The following is a 22,026-nucleotide window of genomic DNA, read 5'->3' on the forward strand; positions in this document are numbered from 1 at the left end:
TTCAGGGCATGGGTGATGTCCCTCGTCGGCGCGCGGTCATGCTCGATGTGTCGGCCGTAGTCGGGTTCGCTCTGCTCCCGCAGGTGTCCCTGCTGCGGCCGGCCGTCGGCGGCGAGGCGGGCGTCACCGCCGTGTGGCTGCTGTCGCTGAGCAGCGCGCTGCCGTTGGCGGCCCGGAGGCTGTGGCCCGTGCCGGTCTTCGGTTCGGTTCTGCTCGTCGCCTGCGTGGCGCTGGCCGTGGGTGCCGGGCCGATTCCGTTTCTCGCCGCGGCGTACGCCCTGTACGCGGTGGCCGCGACGAGGAGTCGGCGACGAGGGCCGTCCCCGGCGTTCGTCGCCGGACTGTGCACGGCGGGAGCGGTCCTGCTCACGGCGACGGGAGGGCAGGACCGGCAAGGCGGGACCACGGCCGCGCAGGTCGTGTTCGGTCTGCTCGTCCTCGGTGCCGCCTGGGCGTGGGGGACGACGGTCGCAGAGCGGCGGGAGAGCATGCGGCGCGCCGTCGAGCAGGCCGCCGAGCAGGCCGCCGAGCAGGCGAGGGCCGAGGAACGCCTCCGTGTCGCCCGTGACGTCCATGACGTCGTCACGCACAGCGTGGGCCTGATCGCGGTCAAGGCGGGTGTCGCCAACCATGTGTTCGCCACGCACCCGGAGGAGGCACGGGAAGCCTTGACGGTGATAGAGGACGTCAGCCGCAAGGCGCTGCGCGACATGCGGGCCACGCTGAACGTGCTGCGCCGGGATCACCGGGATCAGCAGGGCGGCGACCAGGACCTCCGGCCGGTTCTCGGGCTGTCGGACCTGCCCGCCCTGGTCCGGACCGCCGAAGCGGCCGGAGTCTCCGTGGACCTGCGGTCGCAGTGCGCGGAGGAACCTCCCGACGGCGTCGCGCTCTCCGCGTACCGGATCGTCCAGGAGGCGCTGACGAACGTCGTCAAGCACGCCGCACCCACCCGCTGCAGGGTCCATCTCACCGCGGAGCAGGGCACGTTGACGATCGACGTGGCCGACGAGGGGCCGGGGCCCGGGACCCGGCCGGCCGTGCCCGGCGGCGGAATGGGCCTCGTCGGAATGAAGGAGCGGATCGCCGCGCACGGAGGCACCTTCAGCGCCGGACCGCAACCGGAACCGGACGCGGGCTTCCGGATCAGGGCGACGCTGCCGTACTGAGCCGTACTGAGCCGTACTGAGCCGTACTGAGCCGTACTGGGCTGTACTGGGCCGTATTGGGCTGCACTGCGCCGGACTCATTCGCAGGTATGACTTCGGCCCGCGAAGGCCGTCCGGTGGTCCCGGACCCCGGACCGATGCGGCCGAAGGGTGCGCTCGACGAGACTCCACCATGTGATCGAGCATGTGATCGACGTGCAGAACTTGACCAAGCGGTACGGGCAGAACACGGTCGTCGACGGCTTCACCTTCACGGTGCGGTCAGGGGCCGTCACCGGATTCTTGGGCCCCAACGGAGCCGGGAAGTCCACGACGATGCGGATGCTCCTCGGCCTCACCCGCCCGGACACCGGATCCGCGATGATCGGCGGCCGCGCCTATCACGAACTGAGGTACCCCGCCCGGCATGTCGGCGCCCTGCTGGAGACGTCCGTCCCGCATCGCGGCATGACCGCCGCCGACCATCTGCTGTGGCTGGCGCAGAGCAACCGGATCGCCCGGCGACGCGTCGGCGAGGTCCTGGAGACCGTCGGCCTCACGGGGGCGGCCGAGCGGCGCATCGGAACGTTCTCCCTCGGCATGGGCCGGCGGCTCGGCCTGGCCGCGGCCCTGCTCGGCGACCCACCGGTCCTGGTGCTCGACGAACCCGTCAACGGCCTCGACGCGGAAGGAATCCGGTGGCTGCGCGAACTGCTGCGCTCGATGGCCGCCGAAGGCCGGACCGTCCTCGTCTCCAGCCACCTGATGGCCGAGATGTCCATGGTCGCGGACCACCTGATCGTCATCGACCGAGGACGACTCCTCGCGGAGACCGGCATGGAGGACTTCATCCGACGCCACGGACGGACCTATGTACGGGTGCGGACACCGGAACCCCTGCGGCTCAACGCCGAACTGGAACGGAAGGGAGCCTCACCGAGGCTCGCACCGGACGGCAGCCTGGAGATCGACGGCATGCCGGCGGCGGAGATCAGCCGGCTGGCCGCGGCGAGCGGGCTCCCGCTCGAAGAGCTGAGCACCCGCACGGCATCCCTCGAGGACACCTTCCTCAAACTCACCGGCAACGGAGGAAGCAACACCCATGGCTGAGACGGTCGCGGCCGTCCGGGCCGAGTTCACCAAGCTGCGCGGCATCCGCGGCACGTTCGTCGCACTGCTGCTGTTCGCCCCCGTCAGCGTCCTCGTCGCCGCTCTGGGCGGCTGGTCCGCGAAGGGCGCGATCGAGTCCGACAGCTCCGGGCTCCGCTCCGACTTCACCCCCGAACAGGCCGGCCTGGACGGCGTCCTCTACGGCCAACTCGCGCTGATCGTGTTCGGAGTGCTCATCGTCTCCAGCGAGTACGCGTCGGGCATGATGCGGCTCTCACTGCTCGCCGTGCCCCGACGAGGCCGCCTCTACGCGGCGAAGATGACCGTCACGGGTGTCGCCGCCGCGGCCGTCGCCGTCCCCGTCACCGTCGTCGGCTACCTGGTCACCCAGATCGCCCTCGGACCCCACGGCGCCCCGATCGACGCGCACGGCGTCCCCCGCGCCCTGGCCGGCGCGGTGGTCCATCTGACGCTGATGACCCTGTTCGCGGCAGGTGTGGCCGCGACCGCCCGCAGCGCCGTCGTCCCGCTGGCCGTCCTGCTCCCGATGGTGCTCGCCGGGTCGCAGATCCTGTCCGTCATCGGAGCGACGAAGGAGGTGGCACGGTACTTCCCCGACCGGGCCGGCACCCAGCTGCTCACCGTCGGCTCACCGGACGGGTACACCGGAGCTATGGTGCTGATCGTGTGGACCACGGCGGCGCTGCTTCTCGGCTACCTCCGCCACAACCGCTGGGAAGCATGACGGGATCTGCCCGAACCTTTGGCGCATGGAGGATTGCGGAGTGGCCGAGCCGGTCCGGGTGCTGATCGCCGACGATCAGGCGCTGTTGCGCGGGAGCTTCCGTGTCCTCATCGACGCGACACCGGGAATGCAGGCGACAGGCGAGGCGGGCGACGGCGTCAGGGCCGTGGAACTCGCCCGGGAACTGCGACCGGACGTCGTCCTGATGGATCTGCGCATGCCCGTCATGGACGGCATCGCCGCCACGCGGGAGATCTGCTCCGACGAGACGATGACCGGTGTGCGGGTCCTGGCCCTCACGATGTTCGACATGGACGACTATGTCTACCCGGCCCTTCAGGCAGGCGCGAGCGGCTTCATGCTGAAGGACGCCACCCCGTCCGAGCTGGTCGCCGGCATCCGCGTCGTCGCCACCGGCGAGGGTGTACTGGCGCCCACCGTCACACGCCGCCTCATCGCGAGCTTCTCCTGCGGCGACGAACCGGCCCGTTCGGCTTCCCGGCTCGTCGGGCTCACCCAGCGGGAACAGGAGGTGCTCGTGCTGATCGCGAACGGCTTGTCGAACGCCGAGATCTCCCGGCGACTGCTCATCAGGCTGCCGACCGTGAAGACCCATGTGAGCAGCCTCCTCTCCAAGCTGAACGCCCGCGACCGCGCCCAACTGGTGATCATCGCCTACGAAACCGGCCACGCCGAGCGGGGCATGCCGAGCTGACGCACTACGGTGCTGCCCGACGACCTCCCGCTCTGCCGGGTCCGTGGCCGGTGTCCGGCCCGATTCCTCGTGCACGGCTATGGGAAGTTCTGGGGTGCATCGTTACCCTCCGGCCATGATTCCCACGGTGGTCTGGGGCACAGGCAACGTCGGGCGCGCGGCCGTCCGAGCTGTCGTGGCGCACCCGATGCTCAGTCTGGTGGCCGTGCTGGTGTCCACTCCCGCCAAGGTCGGTCAGGACGCGGGCGAGCTCGGCGGACTCGGCCGGCGCCTCGGGGTGACGGCGACGGACGATGTGGACGCCGTGCTCTCCGGAGCCCCTCGCGCGGTCGTGTACGCGGCGTCCGGTGACGTCCGCATGGACGGTGCCCTCGATGACATCAGCCGCGCGGTCCGGGCCGGCGCGGTGGTCGTCACACCGTCCCTGTACGGCATGTACGACTGCACGAACGCGCCTGCCGAGATCCGCGACGTGCTGCTCGAGTCCGTCGAGGCCGGGGGCGGCTCGTTGTTCGTGTCGGGTGTGGACCCCGGTTGGGCCAACGACGTGCTCCCGCTGCTGGTCAGCGGGCTGGGGTCCGACATCGACGCCGTCCGCTGCCAGGAGATCTTCGACTACTCGACCTACGACCAGGAGGAATCCGTCCGCCACCTGATCGGCATGGGACATCCGCTCGACTACCAGCCGTTGATGCTCGCCGAGGGCATTCCGACGATGATCTGGGGCGGACAGCTGCGGATGATGGCACGGGCCCTGGGCGTCGAACTGGACTCCATCGAGGAGACGTTGGAGCGCCGACCCCTCGAAACGTCCGTCGTCACGGACACGATGGGGGATTTCCCGGCCGGCACCCAGGGAGCGGTGCGTCTTGAGGTGCAGGGCGTGGTGGCGGGCGAGCCCCGCATCGTCATCGAGCATGTCACCCGCATTCACGCCACCTGTGCCCCGGACTGGCCGGCGCCGCCCGACGGTGGGGCGGGCGCGCATCGCGTGATCATCGAAGGGCGCCCCCGTATCGAGGTCACGGTCGAGGCCACGGACGAGGGGGAGAACAGAGCCGCCGGCGGCAACGCGACGGCGGCCGGCCGTCTGGTGAACGCCATCGACTGGCTGGTCGAGGCCGAACCGGGTCTCTTCGACGCACTCGACGTCCCGCTGCGCCCCGCGGTGGGCAGACTGGGAAAGAAGTGATCATGCAGATCGACATCCCCGAGGGCGCCGAGCCCATCCCGTACGTCTGGGGCGACATGGTGCCCAGGATCGGACATGCGGCCAGCGTCTTCTCCATGTCCGTCTACGAGTACTCGACCCTGGGCCTGCGCGAGTTCGAGGCCGCCCGCCTGCGCATCGCGCAGATCAACGGCTGCCTGTTCTGCCTGGACTGGCGCACCGAACGCGACGGGGAGAAGGTCGAGGAGGGGTTCCCCGACGCGGTCACGCAGTGGCGGACCACGGACGTCTTCGACGAACGGACCCGACTCGCCGCCGAGTACGCGGAGCGTTACGCGGTCGACCATCACCACCTGGACGACGAGTTCTGGGACCGAATGAAGGCGCACTACAGCCAGGCGGAGATCGTGGAGCTGACCATGAGCATCGGCTCCTGGCTGGCGTTCGGCCGGCTCAATCACGTGCTGGGTCTCGACACGGTCTGTGTGCTGCCTTCGGCACAGGGCCGATGAGGCGTCCGGGGCTGCGAGGTGAGGGTTGCGAGTCTCGAGTTGCGGGCCGCGGCGCATCGGCCACGGCCCACAGGTGCTCGTACGGCGCCCGGACGGGAGGCGGGAACGGGGTCAGAAGTCCTCGGCGATGATCTTCTCGATGTTGCGCTCGGCGAGCGCGGTGATGGTCACGAAGGGGTTGACGGTGACGTTGCCGGGGATCAGCGCACCGTCCATCACATAGAGACCCGAATGGCCGCGCAGTCGGCCGTAGTTGTCAGTGGCCTTGTTCAGGACCACGCCACCCAGCGGGTGGTACGTGAGATGGTCGCCCCAGATCTTGTTGGCTCCGAAGAGGTCCGTGCGGTAGATGGTGCCCTCGGTGGCGTTGATCTTGTCGAAGATCGTCTTCGCCATGTCGATGGACGGCTGCTTCCACGCGGTCTGCCAGTTCAGTTCCACCTGTCCCGTCGACGTGTTGTACGTGAACCGGGCGCGGTTGGGGTTGTTGGTGATCGACAGATAGAACGACGCCCAGGTCTCGATACCGGTCGGCAACGGCGCCACCTCGGCGAACGCACCGCCCGCGGCCCAGTTGTCGATGCCCGCGGTCGGCATCGACGACTGGAGCGCTCCGGTCGGGTCCCACAGATGGTTGGCCCGGCCGCACATGACGTTGCCGTTGTCGCCCCAGCTGTTGCCGATCTCGCCGTTGAGGCCGGACAGCGCGCCCGTCGCCTTCAGCCGGACCAGCAGCTTGCTGGTGCCGACGCTTCCGGCCGCGAAGAACACCCGCGCGGCGAGGACGGTCTTGGTGGCGGTGACGGCGCCGGTCGTGTCGAGCTGCTCCATGGTCACGGAGTAGCCGCCGGCGGCCGGCGTCACCGTGGTGACCCTGTGCAGCGGTGAGACGCTGACCCGGCCGGTGGCGCGGGCCTGCGCGAGATAGGTCTTCGGGAGGGACTTCTTGCCGTAGTTGTTGCCGTACAGGATCTCGGCGGTCAGGGCCGACTTGGGCACCGTCCCCGCGGCCTCCTGCTTCATGTAGTCCCAGTCGTAGACGCTGGGGACGAATCTGAAGGCGAAGCCGGACCGTTGCGCGTGCTTACGGCCCACGCGCGCGTACTGGTAGCAGTCCGTCGTCTCGAACCAGGCAGGGTCGATCGTGCCGACGCCGAGCGTGCTGTTGGCGCGCGGGTAGTACACGTCGTACATCTCGTCGGCGTCGACCGAGGGGAGCACCCCGGGGAACCGGGACCGGTCGGGCGTCACGGCCATACCGCCGTTGACGAGGGAGCCGCCCCCGACGCCCCGCCCCTGGTACACGATGATGCCGCCCATTTCCTCGGCGTCGAGAATGCCGGTGTACTTGGGCACGTCCTTGTCGAGCGGGAAGCCGAGGAAGTTGCTCAGGGGCTGCCTGGTCCGGGTGCGAAGCCAGAAGGACCGATAGTCGGGGCTGGCGGTGTTGGCGAAGATCTTGCCGTCCGTTCCCGGGGTGTCCCAGGCCATGCCCATTTCCACCATATGGACGTCCACGCCGGCCTGTGCGAGTCGCAGTGCGGTGACGGAACCTCCGTATCCGGTTCCGATCACGAGTGCGGCGACCTGCGCGCCGGGTTCGATCGGGTCGGCCTCGGCGGTCGGGATGCCGAATGTGCTCAGGGCTGCGGCGCCAAGAATAGAACCAGTTCCTCCAATGAAGCCGCGCCGGGACAGACCTCTTCCTTGCAGTATGCCGACAGGTCTTGTGCCCACGTAGATCTCCTTCCTCTTGCATAAGGGAAACGAGTTCTACTGAGAAGTATGAAACAAGTCACGAGAAACCTGCGGGTAACTTGAGTATTGCTCGCGGGATTTCGCATCAGGAATCAACCGCTGACGCATCCCACGCATCCTTCCCTCTGGTATCAATTCAGGTCCGCTTACTCGGCCAGGATCTCCATGCCGAATTCGTTGCCCGTTCTGCACGGCTGTACCAGTGGACCGTCCGGTCGGTGACGGCGGAGGTTCACAGCAGGCCGAGGTCCCGGGCACGCAGCGCTGCCTGGGTGCGGTCGCGCAGGGCGAGGCGTCTGAGGATGCGGGAGACGTGGTTCTTGACCGTGCCCTCGCTGAGGTACAGCCGCGCGGCGATCTCCCTGTTGGTGTGCCCGTGCGCCACGAGGCGCAGGATGTCCGTCTCGCGCGGGCTGAGGGAGACGGCGGGAGCCTCGGCGGCGGCTGGTTCGGGACGAGGCAGGAGGGCGGTCAGACGGCGGGCGACGGACGAGTCGAGCTGGGTGACGCCCGCGTGCGCCAGGCGGACCGCGTGGGCGAGTTCCTCGGCCGGCAGATCCTTGAGGAGATAGCCGTGCGCGCCGGCCCGCAGCGCCTGCACCACGTACTCCTCGTCGTCGAACGTCGTCAGCATCACCACGCGGCACCCGGGCGCCCGGTCGCGCAGGACGGCGACCGCCTCGACACCGTCCATCGCCGGCATCCGGACATCCATGAGCACGACGTCCGGCTCCCTTTCCAGAGTCTTCGCCACGGCGTCCCGGCCGTCCACGGCGGTGCCGACGACCTCGATGCCCGGCCGGATGGACAGCAGGGAGGCGATGCCGTCCCGGATGAGCCGCTGATCGTCCACCACCAGCACCCGCACGGGCGCCGGCTGCTCAGGCCCCTCGTCGTTCATGTCACCGCCTCCCCGTCCACCGAGGACTTCGCCGTCGTCCCGCGCGGGACAGCCACCGTCACCCGGGTGCCGGCGCCCGGGCTGCTCTCGACGTGGACGCTCCCCGCCACCAGATGTACCCGCTCCCGCATGCCGAGCAGCCCGAACCCGGCGACGGCAGCGTCCGGTGCGAAGCCGCGACCGTCGTCCGTCACCTCCAGCCGTGCGGCGCCCCGGTCCAACCGGACCACAACGGCCACCTCCGAGGCCCCCGCATGGCGACGCGCGTTGGTCACGGCCTCCTGCGCGGCCCGGTACAGCGCGGTCAGCTCGGCCACGCCGTAACCGTCCTCGTCGCCGCTCACCTCGACCGTGACCCGCGGCCGTGCCGCCGTACCGTCCCCCGCCAGCGCGGCGAGCGCCACAGCCAGCATGGGGCGCGTCGCCTCGTCCCGCAGCGCGCGCACCGACTGCCGTACGTCGCCCAGCGCGAGCCGCACCGATCGCCGAGCCTCGTCCAGTGCCCGCCGGGCCGCGTCGGGGTCCAGGCTCTGGAAGTCCGCGGCCATCTCCAACTGCACGGACATCGCGGTGAGATGGTGACCGAGACTGTCATGGATGTCCCGCGCCAGCCGGTTGCGCTCGGTGGCGGCGGACAGTTCGGCGACCCGCGCGGCGTACGCCTCCAGTTCGATCCGCGCGCGCTGCTCGCCGACGGCCACCGCCGCCATCGAGATCGCCAGCACCAGCCCGACGCAGAGCATCAACAGGTCGGCCACACGCTCCTGTTCGCGGTACCAGCCGGGCGCGGTCAGCAGGTACGCGGTGAGCAACCCGCCCACACACAGCGCGCCCAGCGCCACCGCGGCGGCCCGCCCGAAGGCGAAGTAGGCCGTGAACGGCACCAGCACGAACAGCACTTGGGACAGTCCCGAGGCGTCCAGCAGCACCACCGCCCCGATCAGGGCACAGCGGGCCGACAGCAGCGCCACCCGGGCAACGGGCCAGCGCCGCCCGACCGCCTCCAGCGCGAACAGCGCACCGACCGCGCCGACGAAGCCGCCCGTCCGCCAGGCCGCGGGCCCCGGGCCGTCGCCCACCCCGACCACCGCGGAGTACAACCCACCCACCAGTACGACGCCGTACAGCAGCGGCGACACCCACCGCACGGGCACATACGCCACCATGCGCACCCCCTCGACCCGTTGCCGCCAGGCTAGGCCGACCACGACCGCCACGGGACACCGGCGAGCACATCACGCCCGGATCGAGCCCGACGGCACGTGCCGAAAGGCCCTGCGAAGCCCGTACGACGGTGACTTCCGGCCGCCGACGCAGGACGTCCGTCACCTCCCGGCGCCGACCACCCGCCTCCTACGTTTGCGACCCGGACCGGATGTCCGAGCACCCACCCACCGTCCGAGCACCTGGAGCAGCCCCATGCCCCCCTCATCCGTCATCTCATCCGCCCCCTCATCGACGTCTCGATCGCCGTTCCGCGCCGGCGCCCTGTGCGGGGCGCTGTCCGGCCTGCTGATCGCCGTGCCCGGCCTGGTCGAGGCGTTCACCGGAGAGACCTCGGCGACCAGCGTCCCGCTCGCCCTCGCCCCGGCGTTCGCCCTGCCGCTGCTCACCGCACTGCACCAGCGCCAGGCCCCGGCTGCCGGGAGCCTGGGAAGGGCCGCCGTCACCCTGAACCTCATCGGCCTGGGCCTGTTCGGCGGTGCCGCGTTCGCGTCGAACCTGGTGCTCTTCTACTTGGACGAGGACATCATCGACGAGACCCTGACCGGCCCCACCGTCCCCGCGCTCATCGGTTCCGCGGCCGTCTTCGCCGTGGGCTGCGCCCTGTTCGGGGCGACCATGATCCGCGCCCGGGTCTTCCCGAGGGCCCCGTCGTGGGGATACGCCGTGCTGCTGCCCCTCTTCGCGTTCCTGACCGCGCTGCCCGACTCCCTGCTCACCAGTGCGCTGCACGTCCTGGTCGGCACCATCCTGCTCTGGCTCTCCGCGGCACTGTGGCACACGGCCCCAACCACGACGCACGCAACGGCCCCGAACCACGTACGGGCGTGAGACGACGTGCGCTCGTGCGGGCAGCACACGTTTCGCCGGATGCACAACGGTGTCTGCTGAGGCGCCTGCAGGCATACATCAAATTGGTACATGACCTACCATCGGTACATGTCCATGAAGCGCACGAACGTCTATGCCGACCCCGAGGACCTGGCGATCATCAAGGAGGCGGCCAAGCGCCGCGGCATAAGCGAGGCCGAGATCATCCGCCAGGGCATCCATCTCGCCGCCATGGCCAACCGAGTCTGGGACGAACCGCTGTTCTCGCGCACCTTCGAGGGGTCGGGACGTACGCCGTCCAAGGCCGAGGTCCGTGACACGGTCGCCGACGCGGTCCGGCGTGAGACGGACCCTGGAACGGTCGCGTGATCATCGTCATCGCGGACACATCCGCCCTCCTGGCCGCTCTCGACTCGACACACCCGGAGCACGGAGCGGCCAACGAGGCGATCATGTCCGCCGGACTCCTGGTCCTGTCCCCACTCCTGCTGGCGGAACTCGACCACGTGGCCACGCGCGAACTCGGGCGAGAGGCAGCCGTCAGCGCGGTCGACGATCTCCGCCGCTGGATGAGCCGGGGCAGGGTCGTCCTGCCCGAGATCACGGAGGACCACCTGGGCGCCGCCCAGTCCGTGCGCGTCCGTCACGGCGCTCTGGATCTCGACCTCGCCGACGCGGTGAACGTGGCGCTGGCCGCGGACTACGACACCGACGCGATCCTCACCCTCGACCGACGTGGCTTCCGAGCCGTACGGCCACTCGGTCGCCACAAGGCATTCCGGGTACTGCCCGACGATCTGCCACTTTGAACGAAGCGTTCCCGGCCTCGCGAAGTGCCCTTTGACCGAAAGGCGTTGACCCACCGCGGCTACCGCAATCAGGAGGGCACCGGTCACCATCAGAAGGGGCCCAGTCCGTGGCGCGGTCAAGGCGGCGGCATCGATGCCGTGCTCGGTGAGGCGACCGGTCGATGTTGTCTCACAACTCCTCACGCTCGTCGGTTTCGAAGGCGGCTCCGACCTCGACCGGCGCGGACTGGGACGACTCGCTCACGGCGCCTGGAGCAGGCCTGCGCCGACGTCTCCAACGGGCTGTATCAGCGGAAACGCACCGGACTTCAATCTGGCGATGAGATCGGCCGCGGAAGCATTGGGGTTCGCTTGGGCGAGCAGTGCGAGGACACCCGCGACGTGCGCCGTGGCCATGCTGGTGCCGTTCATGACCCGGTATCCGCCGTCAAGGGCCGCCGACCGTACGTTCCAGCCGGGCGCGGCGATATCGACCTCGCCGCCACGGCCGTTGATGCTGGCGTTTAAGATGCCCCATAGGAATCTCTCGACTCCTACGGCAAGGAAAAACAATTGATACCCGAATGGGCATGTGACTGAGCGTTTATTCAGAACGTTCCCTGAAGTCGCCTTGAAAGCTGTGAGGTAGAGTACCCAAAGTCCCAAGGTGAGAGATGTGGCCAGCCAAATGTTTGCAGCCAGGAAATCGATTATCGCCGAATCTGGAAGTTTAAGCCTTGGGCTTCCGGCGCTCAGTTGAATGGCGAGCACTGTAAGTGGTGCCAGAATGCCGACGACTGTGATTCCTGCCGTGCTGGCACTCCCTAGGCGAGTGGACGCCGTATGCCTGTCGTCGTCGCTGGCCTGCGTATCATCAGAAAACTGCGCCAAAGTATGGAAAAATATGAGGGTCGCCAAAAATGCCACATCAATCCAAATCCATGAACGATGCGCGAGAAGGTTCCAAGTGCTCTCGCCGTAGTTGCCCGAAAGGTGTAGGGTCATATTACTGACTCTCGCGGTTATTTTGACTCTTCTGTCCTTTTGAAGGTAAACAGCGAATCTTCTAGCGGCCATCCGGCCAGGCCATTCGAGTGATGTCGGCGGGTGATGAGCTAGCGGGCCGGTTTGAGGATGCCTCGTGGGCGTCCGCTCCTTGCCTGTGCCTTAGCCGACGACAGTCAGCCATGCTGGCGAGTGTGACGACTGATCAGGCGCGCATGTGCCTCGCTGGACTCCCACCGGCCTCAGCCACGCTGAGTGCCCGTTGCGGAGCTCGCTCTCAAGGGACAACAGCAACAGCCCGACCGCCCCAGCCACGAGGCACCTCTCCTACCGCGCGCGGGGAGCGGAGCGAGCCGCGCACCGCTCGCGGCGAGAGGAAAACCATCGATGGGTTGAGGCGAAACAGGCATCTTATGCCCGCTTTGTTGTTTCGCTTACCCAGACTCACAGCCGGATGGTCACAGCTGCGCAGGACGACCCTTCCCTTTCGGGTAGGCGACTCACGATCTATCGGTCCTTCAGTGACGACTCCAACGGGGCTGACGCAAAGTCAACTCTGCGTGAGTTAGGAATCATTGCTCCGGATCACATATTCGATGAAGCTGAGAAGGTTTACATAGCTCTACGTGCTATACGAGAGCTCCTGACTTCTGAGCAAGTCATAGTTGGTTCTTCGGAGTATCGAGATGCCGCAGTCACATTCTTTCGTGAGCTCAAGAATCTTCAGCGCTTGATGCGTGACGATCTTAGGCCGGTCAAGAGTCGGAGACGGTGACCTGTCGACTCCATTGCCGACTCCTGGCATTCCGGGCCGAGTCGCTTCGGCGGGACGGTCGTTTCCTTCGTGATGGCCGATGCGTGGCCGGCCTGAAGGGCCGATGCGTCGACCCGAACAGCCTCGTGATCCGCGTCCGCCTTGCCGAGTCCGACCAACGGGAAGTGTGCTCCCGGGGCCACCAAGTCCGACGCGGGGGCTCGTCTCGTTGTCCTTCCAGCCTTCCTGGAGAAGGAGGTGAAACGCCACCTCGCTCGGTGCGCCGAGAACGGACCTGCCGTGCTGATCTACCGGCACTCCGACGAACAGGAGACACGCGCCCCCGACGATCAACGTTCTGGCACGCATCTGGCACGCGGTGAGTGATCGTCAAGCACACCAAAAAGGCCCGGGTCATTGACCTGGGCCTTCATCATGGAGCGGGTGACGAGAATCGAACTCGCGCTCTCCGCTTGGGAAGCTGCGGTCATTTGCGCACGGTTTGGGCTCTGACCTGTGCGAACGGCCGTGTGACGGCCTCTTCAGGCCGGTCCTCGTTCCCCGTGATTCCCCGCTGTTCCCCGCTCGATCTGGTGCGCTTGTGGTGCAGAGACGAACGGTGCGCGGTCGGGTCTCAGAGGCGCGTGTGGATGGTCCCCGTGCCGTACGGCGTGCCGCTGTCGGGGTGCTCGTGGGGCAGCGGGGCACGCACGAACCGGGTGCAGCGCTCGTCGCATGCACTGATCTCCTGGTAGTTCCGGCGGGCCTCTCGGAGGCTCAAGGCGCGGTTCGGGCCGCTCCGCACCTCGCCCGCGTCGTGCTCGTCCTGGCCGTCGTCCTCCCAAAAGCAGACACGGCAGATCTCATACGCTCCGCGTTGGGCGAGGGTGATGAAGCCGCAGCAGGGACACCGATACGGTCCGGCCGCGGTTCCGCCCTGAACATTGATGAATGCCACGGCTCCATCCTTGTCCACCAGTACTGGCGACGGCCCTCGACTTCTTCAGTGGTGGGTTGATCGACAGGGACTGCGTCAGCTGGTTGCCGACCTCGCGGGAGGGCTTCGTGGCTGGTGAAGCAACGGATGAGCCAACGACCTCTTCGTCCCGAAGCGACTTGGGCGGGGGCTGGGCCTTGGGCTGGTGTGGCTTTTACCTGCACCGATGGTTCGTAGGCGTTCGCGCGCGTTGTCACGCAGTTAGACACTCACCTACTCACCGGTCCGTCGCCGACAGGTGCGTTGTCAGTGCTTGCGTCTATGGTCTCAAGCGCGCGGTCGGCTTCCGGGGGTTCCAGCTCTGAAGGGATGGTTTCATCCCCGGCCTGTCTGGGGGCGGCTCGGAGACTCGTCCGGGACCTAACCGACGGCCGGGCTTCGTCGATGGCCACGAGGTGACCTGCCAGCGCCGGCCGCGCACCCCCTCTCGCGGGGGCGGACGCACGCGTTCCAACTGTGGTGGTGGGGCGCTGGGCGGCGTATGGGGGCGTTCACCTGCGTTCATGGGCGGTTGGCAGCTAGCGGGGTGACGGGCTTGGGGTCTCGGCTGAACGGTCGTGAACGGGGCTGAATGAGACGGAAACTGAGACGGAGGGACATGCACGACTGAGGCGTCCGGCCGGCCAGATTGCTGGTCTGACAGCTTCGTCCGTACGAGGATGCAGCCATGCGCCATACCGACGAAGAGGACGAGCGGCTCAGGTTGATCCGCCGCTACGTCACGCCCGACCGGCGATACCTCAAAGTGGGTGGCGTCCTTCTAAGTATGAGTGGGCGCGACCGAGCCAAGTTCATGAAGAAGCTGGGCAAGGCTGCCGGTGAGATCAGCCCCCGTGAACTGGGCGTGCTGCTCGACGGAGGATGGCGCGAGCGCAAGACAGCGGCCTGGCTCATCGCCGTTGCTGGCAGGACCGAGTTCCGGGAACGTCTCGTCGAACTCCTGCTCGCCAGTCAAGGGCCCTACGCTGGGCAGGCATACTGCGTCGCGCTGGCCACCTTCGGCACCTCTGCCGACATCGACCCCTTGGTCGCCTACCTCGACTGCTACTTGCCTCGCCCTGACCTTTACTACGACCAGCAAGCCGCCCTCGGCGCGCTCTTGCTGCTCGACGCCAAGCTCGGTGCTGACCACGCGGCCCGGTTCCTTGCCTCGAACGGGCTCTGGCAGCAGTGGATCGAAGGGCCACCCAGCAAGGACCGCGATACCCCCGACAGCTACCGAGAGTTCATCGGTCAGCTCTGCACTTTCGCTGATGAAGCTGCCCAACACTGTTCGACACGTAGTCTCAGTGCGACCGCTACTGACGGTTGAGGGCATCGGCTTCTTCTTGCCCTGGGTCTTGCCGGGGATCTTGGTGAGCTGGGTTTTTGCTGGTCGGGGGCGGTGGGCTCGTGCGCCTGGTGGTCGTTGCTGGTCGTGATTGGCCACTGTCGAGCAGCCTCGGACGGCCCGGAGACGGCCCAGCTTTACCGCACGTTGCTGACGGCTGGCACCTTCGAATGCGCTCCCCGTCTGAACCTCTGCCGACGACAGCCAGCCACGACGGCGGGTGCGCCGGCCGATCACGCACGCGTACGCCTCGTGGCACCCCCACCGGCCTTAGCCACGCTGCCATGCCGTCGACCAGAGCAAGCCGCGCCGGCGGAAGCGCGGCGGTGAGACCTTGGCAGCTATAGACGCTTATGAATTGTCAGATCGAAAAGTGCGCGCGACATCGTCTGACTGGTACATCAGATCCTCGGCAAATCCTTCTCCGAAGTTGACGTTCAAAAATGCTGCCAGATGATACGTGGCGAAGATCCAACTCATCAGCTCGTCACCGCTAATCGGGAGCCTGAGGGAATTTCTCCATTCATGCAGGTCTATTCCCATCTGTAGTGCCCAAAGTGCACCGGCGACGATAGACATCCCTTCCCCGGTGAACAGAGAACCGTTACCCCTTGAGTGGAACACTCTCGGCATGATCAGTTCCGGCAATGAAATGCTTCTTCCTGAGTCTTTCCCATCATCTCCTAGGATCATGACGCTTCCGTCTTCCCTGTTTCCGCTTAGCGGGAAGTATAGGCACTCCATGAGAAGCGCCAGTTCACCAACTAGTTCACCTCTGCGCTCCCCTAACTGCTCGAATACGTCGGGCATCAGGTCGCGGACATCGGTCAGCATAGTTTCAATCAATTGGGCAGAATTCCTGGTACTGCGAGGGATCTGGGCAATTTCGCCTGGGAGGGTAGACGACCCGGCGAACGAAGGTTCGACCAGCGCGGCGACTCGACGGCCACCTCGGGTCAGGTACACGACAGGTGTCCCGTCTTCAATCTGGTCGATCATGTGGGCGAAGTTCTTCCGTGCCTCACGAACCCCAAACACAAGCTCAGATTTCCTGAATGAGTCGGCCACGGGTAGAAGCCTAGTGTCCTTATCACGCTTCGGTCTACTAGTCGAACGTGATCTGTGTACACACGTGTACACGCGTGTTTTTGCCCTCCTCTCGCGCTGTCCGGCACCCTGGGTTTCGGAGTTCAAAGCGGACTTGAATTTCTCAGAGAGGCGGGGTAGTGGCCGAATCAGAAAACAACTCCACAGCATGGCGGAAGCGTTATGCGAGCCGCATCTTCCTGGTCGCCTTGGCAATCTTTCAGGCGGTCCTGTGCGTCTCCCTCCCGGTTGCCGGTCAGGCGATCTCGGCAGGGGTTGTTTGCTACGTCGCGCTTGTAGGCGTGGTGGGCGGTAAAGGGAGCCGGAGTGACGGGGAGTGAGCACCTGATGCGCTAGCCGAATAGGGGGTGAGCCGTCCGCATATGAGCCGCCAAAGTGGCGGCTGGCTTACCGGGTACAACTCGTCCAGACTGCATCCGGGCCTGTTGCCTGCGGGAAGGTGTGGCCATCCTGCGGCCAAGGCGCGGTCGGGTGGGCATACAGCAACGATGAACGACCAGGTCACGGGCCTACTTGGCAGTGATGCGCGGGCGATCTCGAAAACCGTCGTGGCAGCGATGTCACCGTGGGTTCAAATCCCACACCCACCGCAGGTGAACGGCCCCTGACCAGGTCATATGGTCAGGGGCCGTTGTGCTGTGTGGTGCCTGCTCGCCACCGTGGTTCCCCGCGAGTCCCCGCACGATCGGGCACGGGTGGGGCACGGTGTCTTTTGATCCGTAGCTCTGTATGGATCGGTCGGTAGCGGTCATACCTGTCGCCTCATGGCCCTACGAGGAGGCTACCGGGCAGAGTCGGTTGCTGTGGTTGCTGTACTTCGCTGCTGTACCGCAACAGCCGGACCAGGGCGACGAGGGCCGTCAGCCGGGACCGTCAGGAGATGTGGCTCACTATGTAGGCGGTGCCCACACTTTCTTCCTCGGGTGAGTCCGCCTGGATCGCGAGACCCGGCCCGGCCGTGGTGAAGTCGAACCCGTTCGTCATCGGCTGCGTGCAGTCGACGCGCTTAGCTGTCTTGGCGGTGCCTGAGGCGACTGTGAAAGTGACTGTGCCCTCCCCTGCACATGCCACCTCCACCCGCAGGGCGGTGCCGGACTTGATGGTCTCGTCCAAGTTCTGCCCGGGCACCGCGAGGGAGCCGGACGAGACCAAGCCCTCGTCCGACTCCAAGCGATCCGTCATGTTGAGCAAGTCGCGGGCTTCCTTGTTCAGCTGCTCCCGGCCGGACTGAGAGGGTGACTGCGCTGTGGGAGCCGCGGCGGAGCTCGCCGTCTTCTGGGACTGCGGAGCCTTGGACGTCGCAGGCGAGTCAGAACAGGAAGTTGCCATGCCGGTAATCAGCGCGACGGCAGTCAGAGCACTGCCAGTGTGGCGGGTGAAGCGGTACATGAGGTCCCCCGAAGTGCACTCAGAAGCCAAGCAGGTGTACAGAACCATGTGATCATCCCGGGTGAACACCCGCGTCACGCATGCAATCTGGGCACCGGTGCCAGATTGGTGCACAGGTTCGACATACTTCCCGCGCAAGGGACTACCCCCCACGGTGGCCGCAGGCCGTGATCCGTAAGTGACTTCACACAGGGCAGTCGGCCCACGAAGGTCGGCGGAGTTTCCATGACCGAGTCAAGGCGGTGGGGGGTGCCCGCATCGGAGCGGGCGGCACCTCGTCTCGGAGATCGGTTGGTTGTGCCTCAGCCGACGAAAGTCAGCCACGACGGCGGGCACACTGATCGATCAGGCGCGCGTGTGCCTCGCTGCACCCTCACCGGCCTCAGCCACGCTGCCGGCCTTGTGGCGTTGACCCGGCGTGAGCTGCCCGGGCCGCCTCAGCCAGAGGCTCTCAGAGCCGGAGCTCTGCGAACACTCGGTTAGCCGCGAGCCTCGGATACTCGACGCTGAGCTGCGTCAGCACGGCCTCTCGAAAGGCCAGCCAGGCGTTCCTGAGATCAACGCGTTCGCAGACAGCCTCTGCCGCTGTGTACGTGCACGAGACTCGAACCTTCTCGCCTTCCGGGACGAAGCTGATCAGCTCGGCGTTCTCGGTGAAGCCGATCGTTGTGTGTTCGCCCCGCTCCAGGTGTTCGAGTGCACCCTTCATCGACCACAGGAAGTCGAACACGGGTGTCCACGACCACGGCGGGGTCAGCTCGGCCTCGTCGATCGTGAACGCAAGGTCGGACAGGAAGTAGTACCAGCGCAGGTCAGCACGGCTGCTGGCCAAGGCGAGGTCTACTTCTTCCTGGTGCTCCTGGTGCTCCTGGCCCTGGTCCACGTACGGGCCAGTCTGGCGATATTCGACCTTGATCAGGACTCCCGTTAACGGTGGCGCGACGTGACTTTCATCGTCCGTGACGAGGTCGGCGGAGATCAACGTGAGTTGCTTTGGGGCGAGTGATCACGGCCCCGTAGGCTTCCGGCGAGTCGGGCAGTCTGTGGACCTGCCCGTTAAAGCATGACGTTGAGGCCATGATCCTTAAAGTTGTGGAGTCGACCGCCCCAGCCACGACATGTTCTGACCTCATGCCCGTATGGCTGCCACTTGGGCGGGAGCGGAGCGACGACGGGTGCTTGAACCCGTGAAGAAGGTTGTTACTCAGGCGGTGCTTGTGGGGCGGCTGGGATGCTGCGGGATTGTGCTGCGGCTCGTCGAAGAGCGTCTGCCACTTGTTCGGCGGTGTCTGCGGACAAGAGGATGTCTTGTGTCCAGAGGATCGAGAGCCTGATGTCGCCGTTCAGCAGGTTGGTGGCAACGTCGACTTCTGTGCCGTTGCCGGTGGTGTCCTCCACGTTGAGGTCTGGATCGCTGCTGAACGCGCTCACGGCGTCTGTCTTGTGTGGGTGCTCTTGGCGCTCGTGATGCTCCACAGCGGGGCTGCGTACTGCTCCGGCCGTGTGTTGATGAGCAGGCGGCGGAGATCATCGCGCTGTGATCCATGGAGGTTCAGAGCCTCGGTGAGGTGGCGGAACGTCGTGTGAGTGACTCCGCGGCTTCGGGCCTTGGTCTCGAACTGGGCGAGCTGGGATAGTGCCGACTCGGCGGCGAGCCTCGTCGGCCGTTGCTCCTTGAGCCAGAGAGCCTTGTTGCGCTCGTAGTCGATCTCGGAGAAGCCGCAGATCTCGCGGCTCAGTGCCTCTGCCTCGTCCAGGGTGGCTGTCGCCATGATGGCGCGGGCCAACTCGTTGCGGCTGAGGGCCTCGTCCAGGTCGACTGCGTGGACCGTCGGGCTTTCGTCGGTGAGAGGGACGGGAAGGCCGGCGTCTCGGATTTCGCATGTGCCGCGCACGCCTCGGGCTGTTGCGGCGAGCATCCCGGTTGCCTCGGAGGGGTGCCACTCCAGGACCGAGCTGACCGGCTCCACATCCTTCGCCGTGAAGGTGTGGACGACCGGGCCGAGCACGCCTCGCACGTCCTCGTGTGACAGCTCGCCGTCCAGGCCGGGGCCCGCGATCAACAGGCGGACCGGCGCGTTCACTTGGCCGCAGGCTGCCAGCGTCAGGGAGTCGGCGAGTGGGCTCTTCAGTGTGGGTTCGTCGCCTTGGGCCAGCACGTCTCCGCCGACGTCCAGGAGATCGATTGTGGTCGGCTGTATGTGGGTGACCAGTTCTTCGATCTGGCGCGTGACTCCCTCGGCGCCCTGCCTCGGGTCGATCAGTGCGAATGTGTGCGGGAGCTCTGCCGCGAGTCGGGGGAGAGTCGAGCCGGCCGGAGCGATCGGGCGGGCCTCCGCCGGCACCTTCCACACGGTGGGGGTGATCGGTTCGAGGCCGGTGAAGTCGTTGCTTCCGCGGGGGCCCGGTAGCGGGTCGACCAGCAGGCGGTCCCACGCGTAGGTGAGGATCACCGTGCCTGCTTCTAGGGAAGGTCGTGTGTGGCGGACCGCACCGCTGTTGACCGTGGTTTTCCGTCCGTATGGGCACGCGAAGGGCACGGAACCTCGGAAGGGGAGAAGGCGGCGCGGCTTACGGTGCACCGCGCATGGGCTGCGCCGTTCTTAGACCAGCGGTCGAAGTGCTGTTGCAGCTGCATACGCGCGGTCTGGCCGGGGCACCCGAAGGCGCCGTCAGGGAAGAGAGCACGTCTGGTGCACGTCTAGTTCTCGGGTCAGCGTCGCGACGCCGCGACTGTTCTCCCGCACGGGCCACACGGGCCACGGCTCACGCGTGGGACTCGCCATGGCGATGCTTGCCGGCCGACTCCACCGGTGAGCCCGTGACGGGCCTGTCGCCCTCCCTGAGTCGGCGGAGGGGCCCGGAAGGTCAGCCCTTCGGGTCGGGCTTCCGCGCGACAGTGTCGCCTGCCGGCAGGGCGCGGAGCATGGCCCTGTAGAGGTCGTCGTGCGCGGGCGAGGCGGGAAGGGGGGCCCGGGCCGGGGCTTCGAAGGACTGGATCATCAGGGCTACGACGCGTCGCCAGGCGTCGGGAGCGGCGTCGCCGCAGGCGTTGACGACGCCGAGGTTGGCCATGTGCAGCAGCACCAGGTCCGAAGGGTCGAAGTCCTCGCGCAGTCGCCCCGTGGCCTTGGCGCGGCCGATGAGTTCCACCATGCCCTCGTACGCCTCGTTCCGGCGCTTCTCCATGGCCTTGGCGGTGGGGAAGGTCATGGTCAGGACGTCGGCGAAGCCGTTGTCGGCGGCCTGCATCGCGCAGGCGGCCTCGATGTAGCCGGTGAAACCGTGCCAGGGGTCGGGGTCTTCGAGGGCGGTGACGACCGCGTCGGCGTAGGCGTCCATGCGGTCGGAGAAGACGGCTGCGACCAGCGCCTCCTTCGTGGGGAAGTGACGGAAGACGGTGGCGATCCCGACACCTGTCTCGCGGGCCACGGAGGCCATGGAGGCACCCAGGCCGTCGCGTCCGAACACGGTGCGTGCGGCGGCGAGGATCCGCCCCCGGTTGCGCTCGACGTCACTGCGCACAGGCTGGGCGGCGGGGGCGTCGGAGTGCTGGTCGCCGGGGTTCATGGGAGCAGTCTAGCAATCGGAAAGCCCTATCCATTTCCTGTGCTACGGTGGTTGAAGTGAACCGGAATGGGCTATCCGGATCCCGAAACGGATAGCCCACTCCATATCTCTCCGTCTCTTCGGCGCCGCTCGTGACTCCTCGACGGCGCACTGCGAAAGGATCGCTGTGACCAGCATCGCCATTGTCGGAGCCGGCCCCCAGCTCGGCCTGGCCATCGCCCGCACCTTCGGCTCCCAGGGCTACGACGTCGCCCTGATCGCCCGCAACCGCGCCAAGCTCGACGACCTCGTGAGCACTCTCACCGCCGAGGGCATCACCGCCGCAGCGTTCCCCGCGGACGTACTCGACCGCGACGCCCTCACCCGGGCGCTGAAGGACGCCGCCGCAGAGTTCGGCGGGATCGACGTCCTGGAGTACTCCCCTGTGGGCACGTTCGGCGTCACCACGCTGACCACTCCCTCCGGGACCGAACCGTCCCATGTGGAGTTCGAGATGAACTTCCAGTTGTACGGTGCCATCGCCGCCACCAAGGCGGTGCTGCCCGCGATGCGCGAGGCCGGTGCGGGCACCCTGCTCTACACCACCGGCGCCGGCTCGATCTGGCCCGACCCGCGGGTCGCCAACGTCAACGCCGCCGCGGCGGCGCTGCGCAACTGGGCGATGAACCTGCACAAGGAACTGCTCGGCACCGGCATCCAGGCAGCCCACGTCGGCATCGACTCCTCGATCGGCGTCTCCGTCCTCCCTGGCGTGGAAGCGGCCCGGCCCGAGCAGATCTCACCGATGTACTGGGAGCTGCACACCACCAGGCGCGACGAGGACGAGCTCGTCTTCAAGCTCGATGACAAGGGCTTCCCTCGCGGCTGACACCGCACCACTGCCGTCGACGAACCTTGATCGCGCCGCGGTCTGCCATACCGCGGCGCGATCCCGGAAGAGGGCCGTACTGATGAACGTGCTCCTGTCGTTG

General features: G+C 66.9%; 21 protein-coding genes and 2 pseudogenes. 12 read left to right on the forward strand and 11 right to left on the reverse strand.

Features of this window, described 5'->3' with window-relative positions; genetic code table 11:
* The first annotated feature begins 8 nt into the window (after window positions 1–8).
* From ACWD4O_RS26235 to ACWD4O_RS26260, 6 genes are all read left to right on the forward strand, one after another.
* Window positions 9–1,169 carry a sensor histidine kinase gene (locus tag ACWD4O_RS26235; RefSeq protein ID WP_451283366.1) on the forward strand — a complete coding sequence of 387 codons (1,161 nt, stop codon included), beginning with the start codon at window positions 9–11 and terminating at the stop codon, window positions 1,167–1,169.
* 174 nt (window positions 1,170–1,343) lie between these two features.
* Complete coding sequence (locus tag ACWD4O_RS26240) at window positions 1,344–2,258, forward strand: ABC transporter ATP-binding protein (RefSeq protein ID WP_451283368.1); 915 nt, start codon at window positions 1,344–1,346, stop codon at window positions 2,256–2,258.
* Window positions 2,251–3,003, forward strand: coding sequence for an ABC transporter permease (locus tag ACWD4O_RS26245; protein ID WP_451283370.1), 753 nt, complete (start codon window positions 2,251–2,253; stop codon window positions 3,001–3,003). The genes ACWD4O_RS26240 and ACWD4O_RS26245 overlap by 8 nt, the downstream gene beginning before the upstream one ends.
* A gap of 40 nt (window positions 3,004–3,043) precedes the next feature.
* Complete coding sequence (locus ACWD4O_RS26250; protein WP_451283372.1) at window positions 3,044–3,718, forward strand: response regulator; 675 nt, start codon at window positions 3,044–3,046, stop codon at window positions 3,716–3,718.
* Between the two features lie 115 nt (window positions 3,719–3,833).
* On the forward strand, window positions 3,834–4,910 hold the full coding sequence (locus ACWD4O_RS26255; protein WP_451283374.1) for an NAD(P)H-dependent amine dehydrogenase family protein: 1,077 nt from the start codon (window positions 3,834–3,836) through the stop codon (window positions 4,908–4,910).
* A 2-nt stretch (window positions 4,911–4,912) separates the two neighbouring features.
* Window positions 4,913–5,401 carry a carboxymuconolactone decarboxylase family protein gene (locus tag ACWD4O_RS26260; RefSeq protein WP_451283376.1) on the forward strand — a complete coding sequence of 163 codons (489 nt, stop codon included), beginning with the start codon at window positions 4,913–4,915 and terminating at the stop codon, window positions 5,399–5,401.
* A 111-nt stretch (window positions 5,402–5,512) separates the two neighbouring features.
* Here ACWD4O_RS26260 and ACWD4O_RS26265 read toward each other — a convergent pair whose 3' ends face one another.
* The 3 genes from ACWD4O_RS26265 to ACWD4O_RS26275 form a co-directional block, all read right to left on the reverse strand.
* Window positions 5,513–7,138, reverse strand: a complete 1,626-nt coding sequence (locus tag ACWD4O_RS26265; RefSeq protein WP_451283378.1) for a GMC oxidoreductase — start codon at window positions 7,136–7,138, stop codon at window positions 5,513–5,515.
* Between the two features lie 253 nt (window positions 7,139–7,391).
* On the reverse strand, window positions 7,392–8,060 hold the full coding sequence (locus tag ACWD4O_RS26270; RefSeq protein WP_451283380.1) for a response regulator: 669 nt from the start codon (window positions 8,058–8,060) through the stop codon (window positions 7,392–7,394).
* Window positions 8,057–9,226 carry a sensor histidine kinase gene (locus ACWD4O_RS26275; RefSeq protein ID WP_451283382.1) on the reverse strand — a complete coding sequence of 390 codons (1,170 nt, stop codon included), beginning with the start codon at window positions 9,224–9,226 and terminating at the stop codon, window positions 8,057–8,059. Before ACWD4O_RS26275 ends, ACWD4O_RS26270 begins: the two co-directional genes overlap by 4 nt.
* Window positions 9,227–9,479: 253 nt before the next feature.
* Between ACWD4O_RS26275 and ACWD4O_RS26280 the strand changes: the two genes are divergently transcribed.
* From ACWD4O_RS26280 to ACWD4O_RS26290, 3 genes are all read left to right on the forward strand, one after another.
* Complete coding sequence (locus ACWD4O_RS26280) at window positions 9,480–10,115, forward strand: hypothetical protein (protein ID WP_451283384.1); 636 nt, start codon at window positions 9,480–9,482, stop codon at window positions 10,113–10,115.
* Window positions 10,116–10,223: 108 nt separating this feature from the next.
* On the forward strand, window positions 10,224–10,484 hold the full coding sequence (locus ACWD4O_RS26285) for a ribbon-helix-helix domain-containing protein (protein WP_451283386.1): 261 nt from the start codon (window positions 10,224–10,226) through the stop codon (window positions 10,482–10,484).
* Complete coding sequence (locus tag ACWD4O_RS26290) at window positions 10,481–10,924, forward strand: PIN domain-containing protein (protein ID WP_451283387.1); 444 nt, start codon at window positions 10,481–10,483, stop codon at window positions 10,922–10,924. The genes ACWD4O_RS26285 and ACWD4O_RS26290 overlap by 4 nt, the downstream gene beginning before the upstream one ends.
* 240 nt (window positions 10,925–11,164) lie before the next feature.
* Here ACWD4O_RS26290 and ACWD4O_RS26295 read toward each other — a convergent pair whose 3' ends face one another.
* Window positions 11,165–11,908, reverse strand: coding sequence for a S8 family peptidase (locus tag ACWD4O_RS26295; protein ID WP_451283389.1), 744 nt, complete (start codon window positions 11,906–11,908; stop codon window positions 11,165–11,167).
* A 778-nt stretch (window positions 11,909–12,686) separates the two neighbouring features.
* Between ACWD4O_RS26295 and ACWD4O_RS26300 the strand changes: the two are divergent.
* A pseudogene (locus ACWD4O_RS26300) lies at window positions 12,687–12,779 on the forward strand (ATP-binding protein); the annotation flags it as partial.
* A gap of 517 nt (window positions 12,780–13,296) precedes the next feature.
* Here ACWD4O_RS26300 and ACWD4O_RS26305 read toward each other — a convergent pair.
* Window positions 13,297–13,620 (reverse strand): CPCC family cysteine-rich protein, encoded by a 324-nt coding sequence (locus ACWD4O_RS26305; RefSeq protein ID WP_451283391.1) that lies wholly within the window; start codon window positions 13,618–13,620, stop codon window positions 13,297–13,299.
* Between the two features lie 706 nt (window positions 13,621–14,326).
* Here ACWD4O_RS26305 and ACWD4O_RS26310 point away from each other — a divergent pair.
* Window positions 14,327–14,971 (forward strand): DUF6000 family protein, encoded by a 645-nt coding sequence (locus ACWD4O_RS26310; protein ID WP_451283393.1) that lies wholly within the window; start codon window positions 14,327–14,329, stop codon window positions 14,969–14,971.
* Between the two features lie 369 nt (window positions 14,972–15,340).
* Here ACWD4O_RS26310 and ACWD4O_RS26315 read toward each other — a convergent pair whose 3' ends face one another.
* The 6 genes and pseudogenes from ACWD4O_RS26315 to ACWD4O_RS26340 form a co-directional block, all read right to left on the reverse strand.
* Window positions 15,341–16,057, reverse strand: coding sequence for a type II toxin-antitoxin system Phd/YefM family antitoxin (locus ACWD4O_RS26315; protein WP_451283395.1), 717 nt, complete (start codon window positions 16,055–16,057; stop codon window positions 15,341–15,343).
* A 912-nt stretch (window positions 16,058–16,969) separates the two neighbouring features.
* Complete coding sequence (locus ACWD4O_RS26320; RefSeq protein WP_451283396.1) at window positions 16,970–17,485, reverse strand: hypothetical protein; 516 nt, start codon at window positions 17,483–17,485, stop codon at window positions 16,970–16,972.
* A 451-nt stretch (window positions 17,486–17,936) separates the two neighbouring features.
* Entirely contained in the window at window positions 17,937–18,467 is a 531-nt protein-coding gene (locus ACWD4O_RS26325) for a hypothetical protein (protein ID WP_451283398.1), read from the reverse strand.
* A 218-nt stretch (window positions 18,468–18,685) separates the two neighbouring features.
* Window positions 18,686–18,916, reverse strand: a complete 231-nt coding sequence (locus ACWD4O_RS26330) for a hypothetical protein (RefSeq protein WP_451283400.1) — start codon at window positions 18,914–18,916, stop codon at window positions 18,686–18,688.
* A pseudogene (locus tag ACWD4O_RS26335) lies at window positions 18,913–19,950 on the reverse strand (DUF1152 domain-containing protein); the annotation flags it as partial. The gene ACWD4O_RS26330 and the pseudogene ACWD4O_RS26335, both read right to left, overlap by 4 nt.
* A gap of 403 nt (window positions 19,951–20,353) precedes the next feature.
* Window positions 20,354–21,055 carry a TetR/AcrR family transcriptional regulator gene (locus ACWD4O_RS26340; protein WP_451283402.1) on the reverse strand — a complete coding sequence of 234 codons (702 nt, stop codon included), beginning with the start codon at window positions 21,053–21,055 and terminating at the stop codon, window positions 20,354–20,356.
* Window positions 21,056–21,221: 166 nt separating this feature from the next.
* On the opposite strand from ACWD4O_RS26340, the gene ACWD4O_RS26345 reads away from it, so the two are divergent.
* On the forward strand, window positions 21,222–21,923 hold the full coding sequence (locus tag ACWD4O_RS26345; RefSeq protein WP_451283404.1) for an SDR family NAD(P)-dependent oxidoreductase: 702 nt from the start codon (window positions 21,222–21,224) through the stop codon (window positions 21,921–21,923).
* The last annotated feature ends 103 nt before the right edge of the window (window positions 21,924–22,026 follow it).

Source organism: Streptomyces sp. NPDC002623 (genome assembly GCF_053592635.1).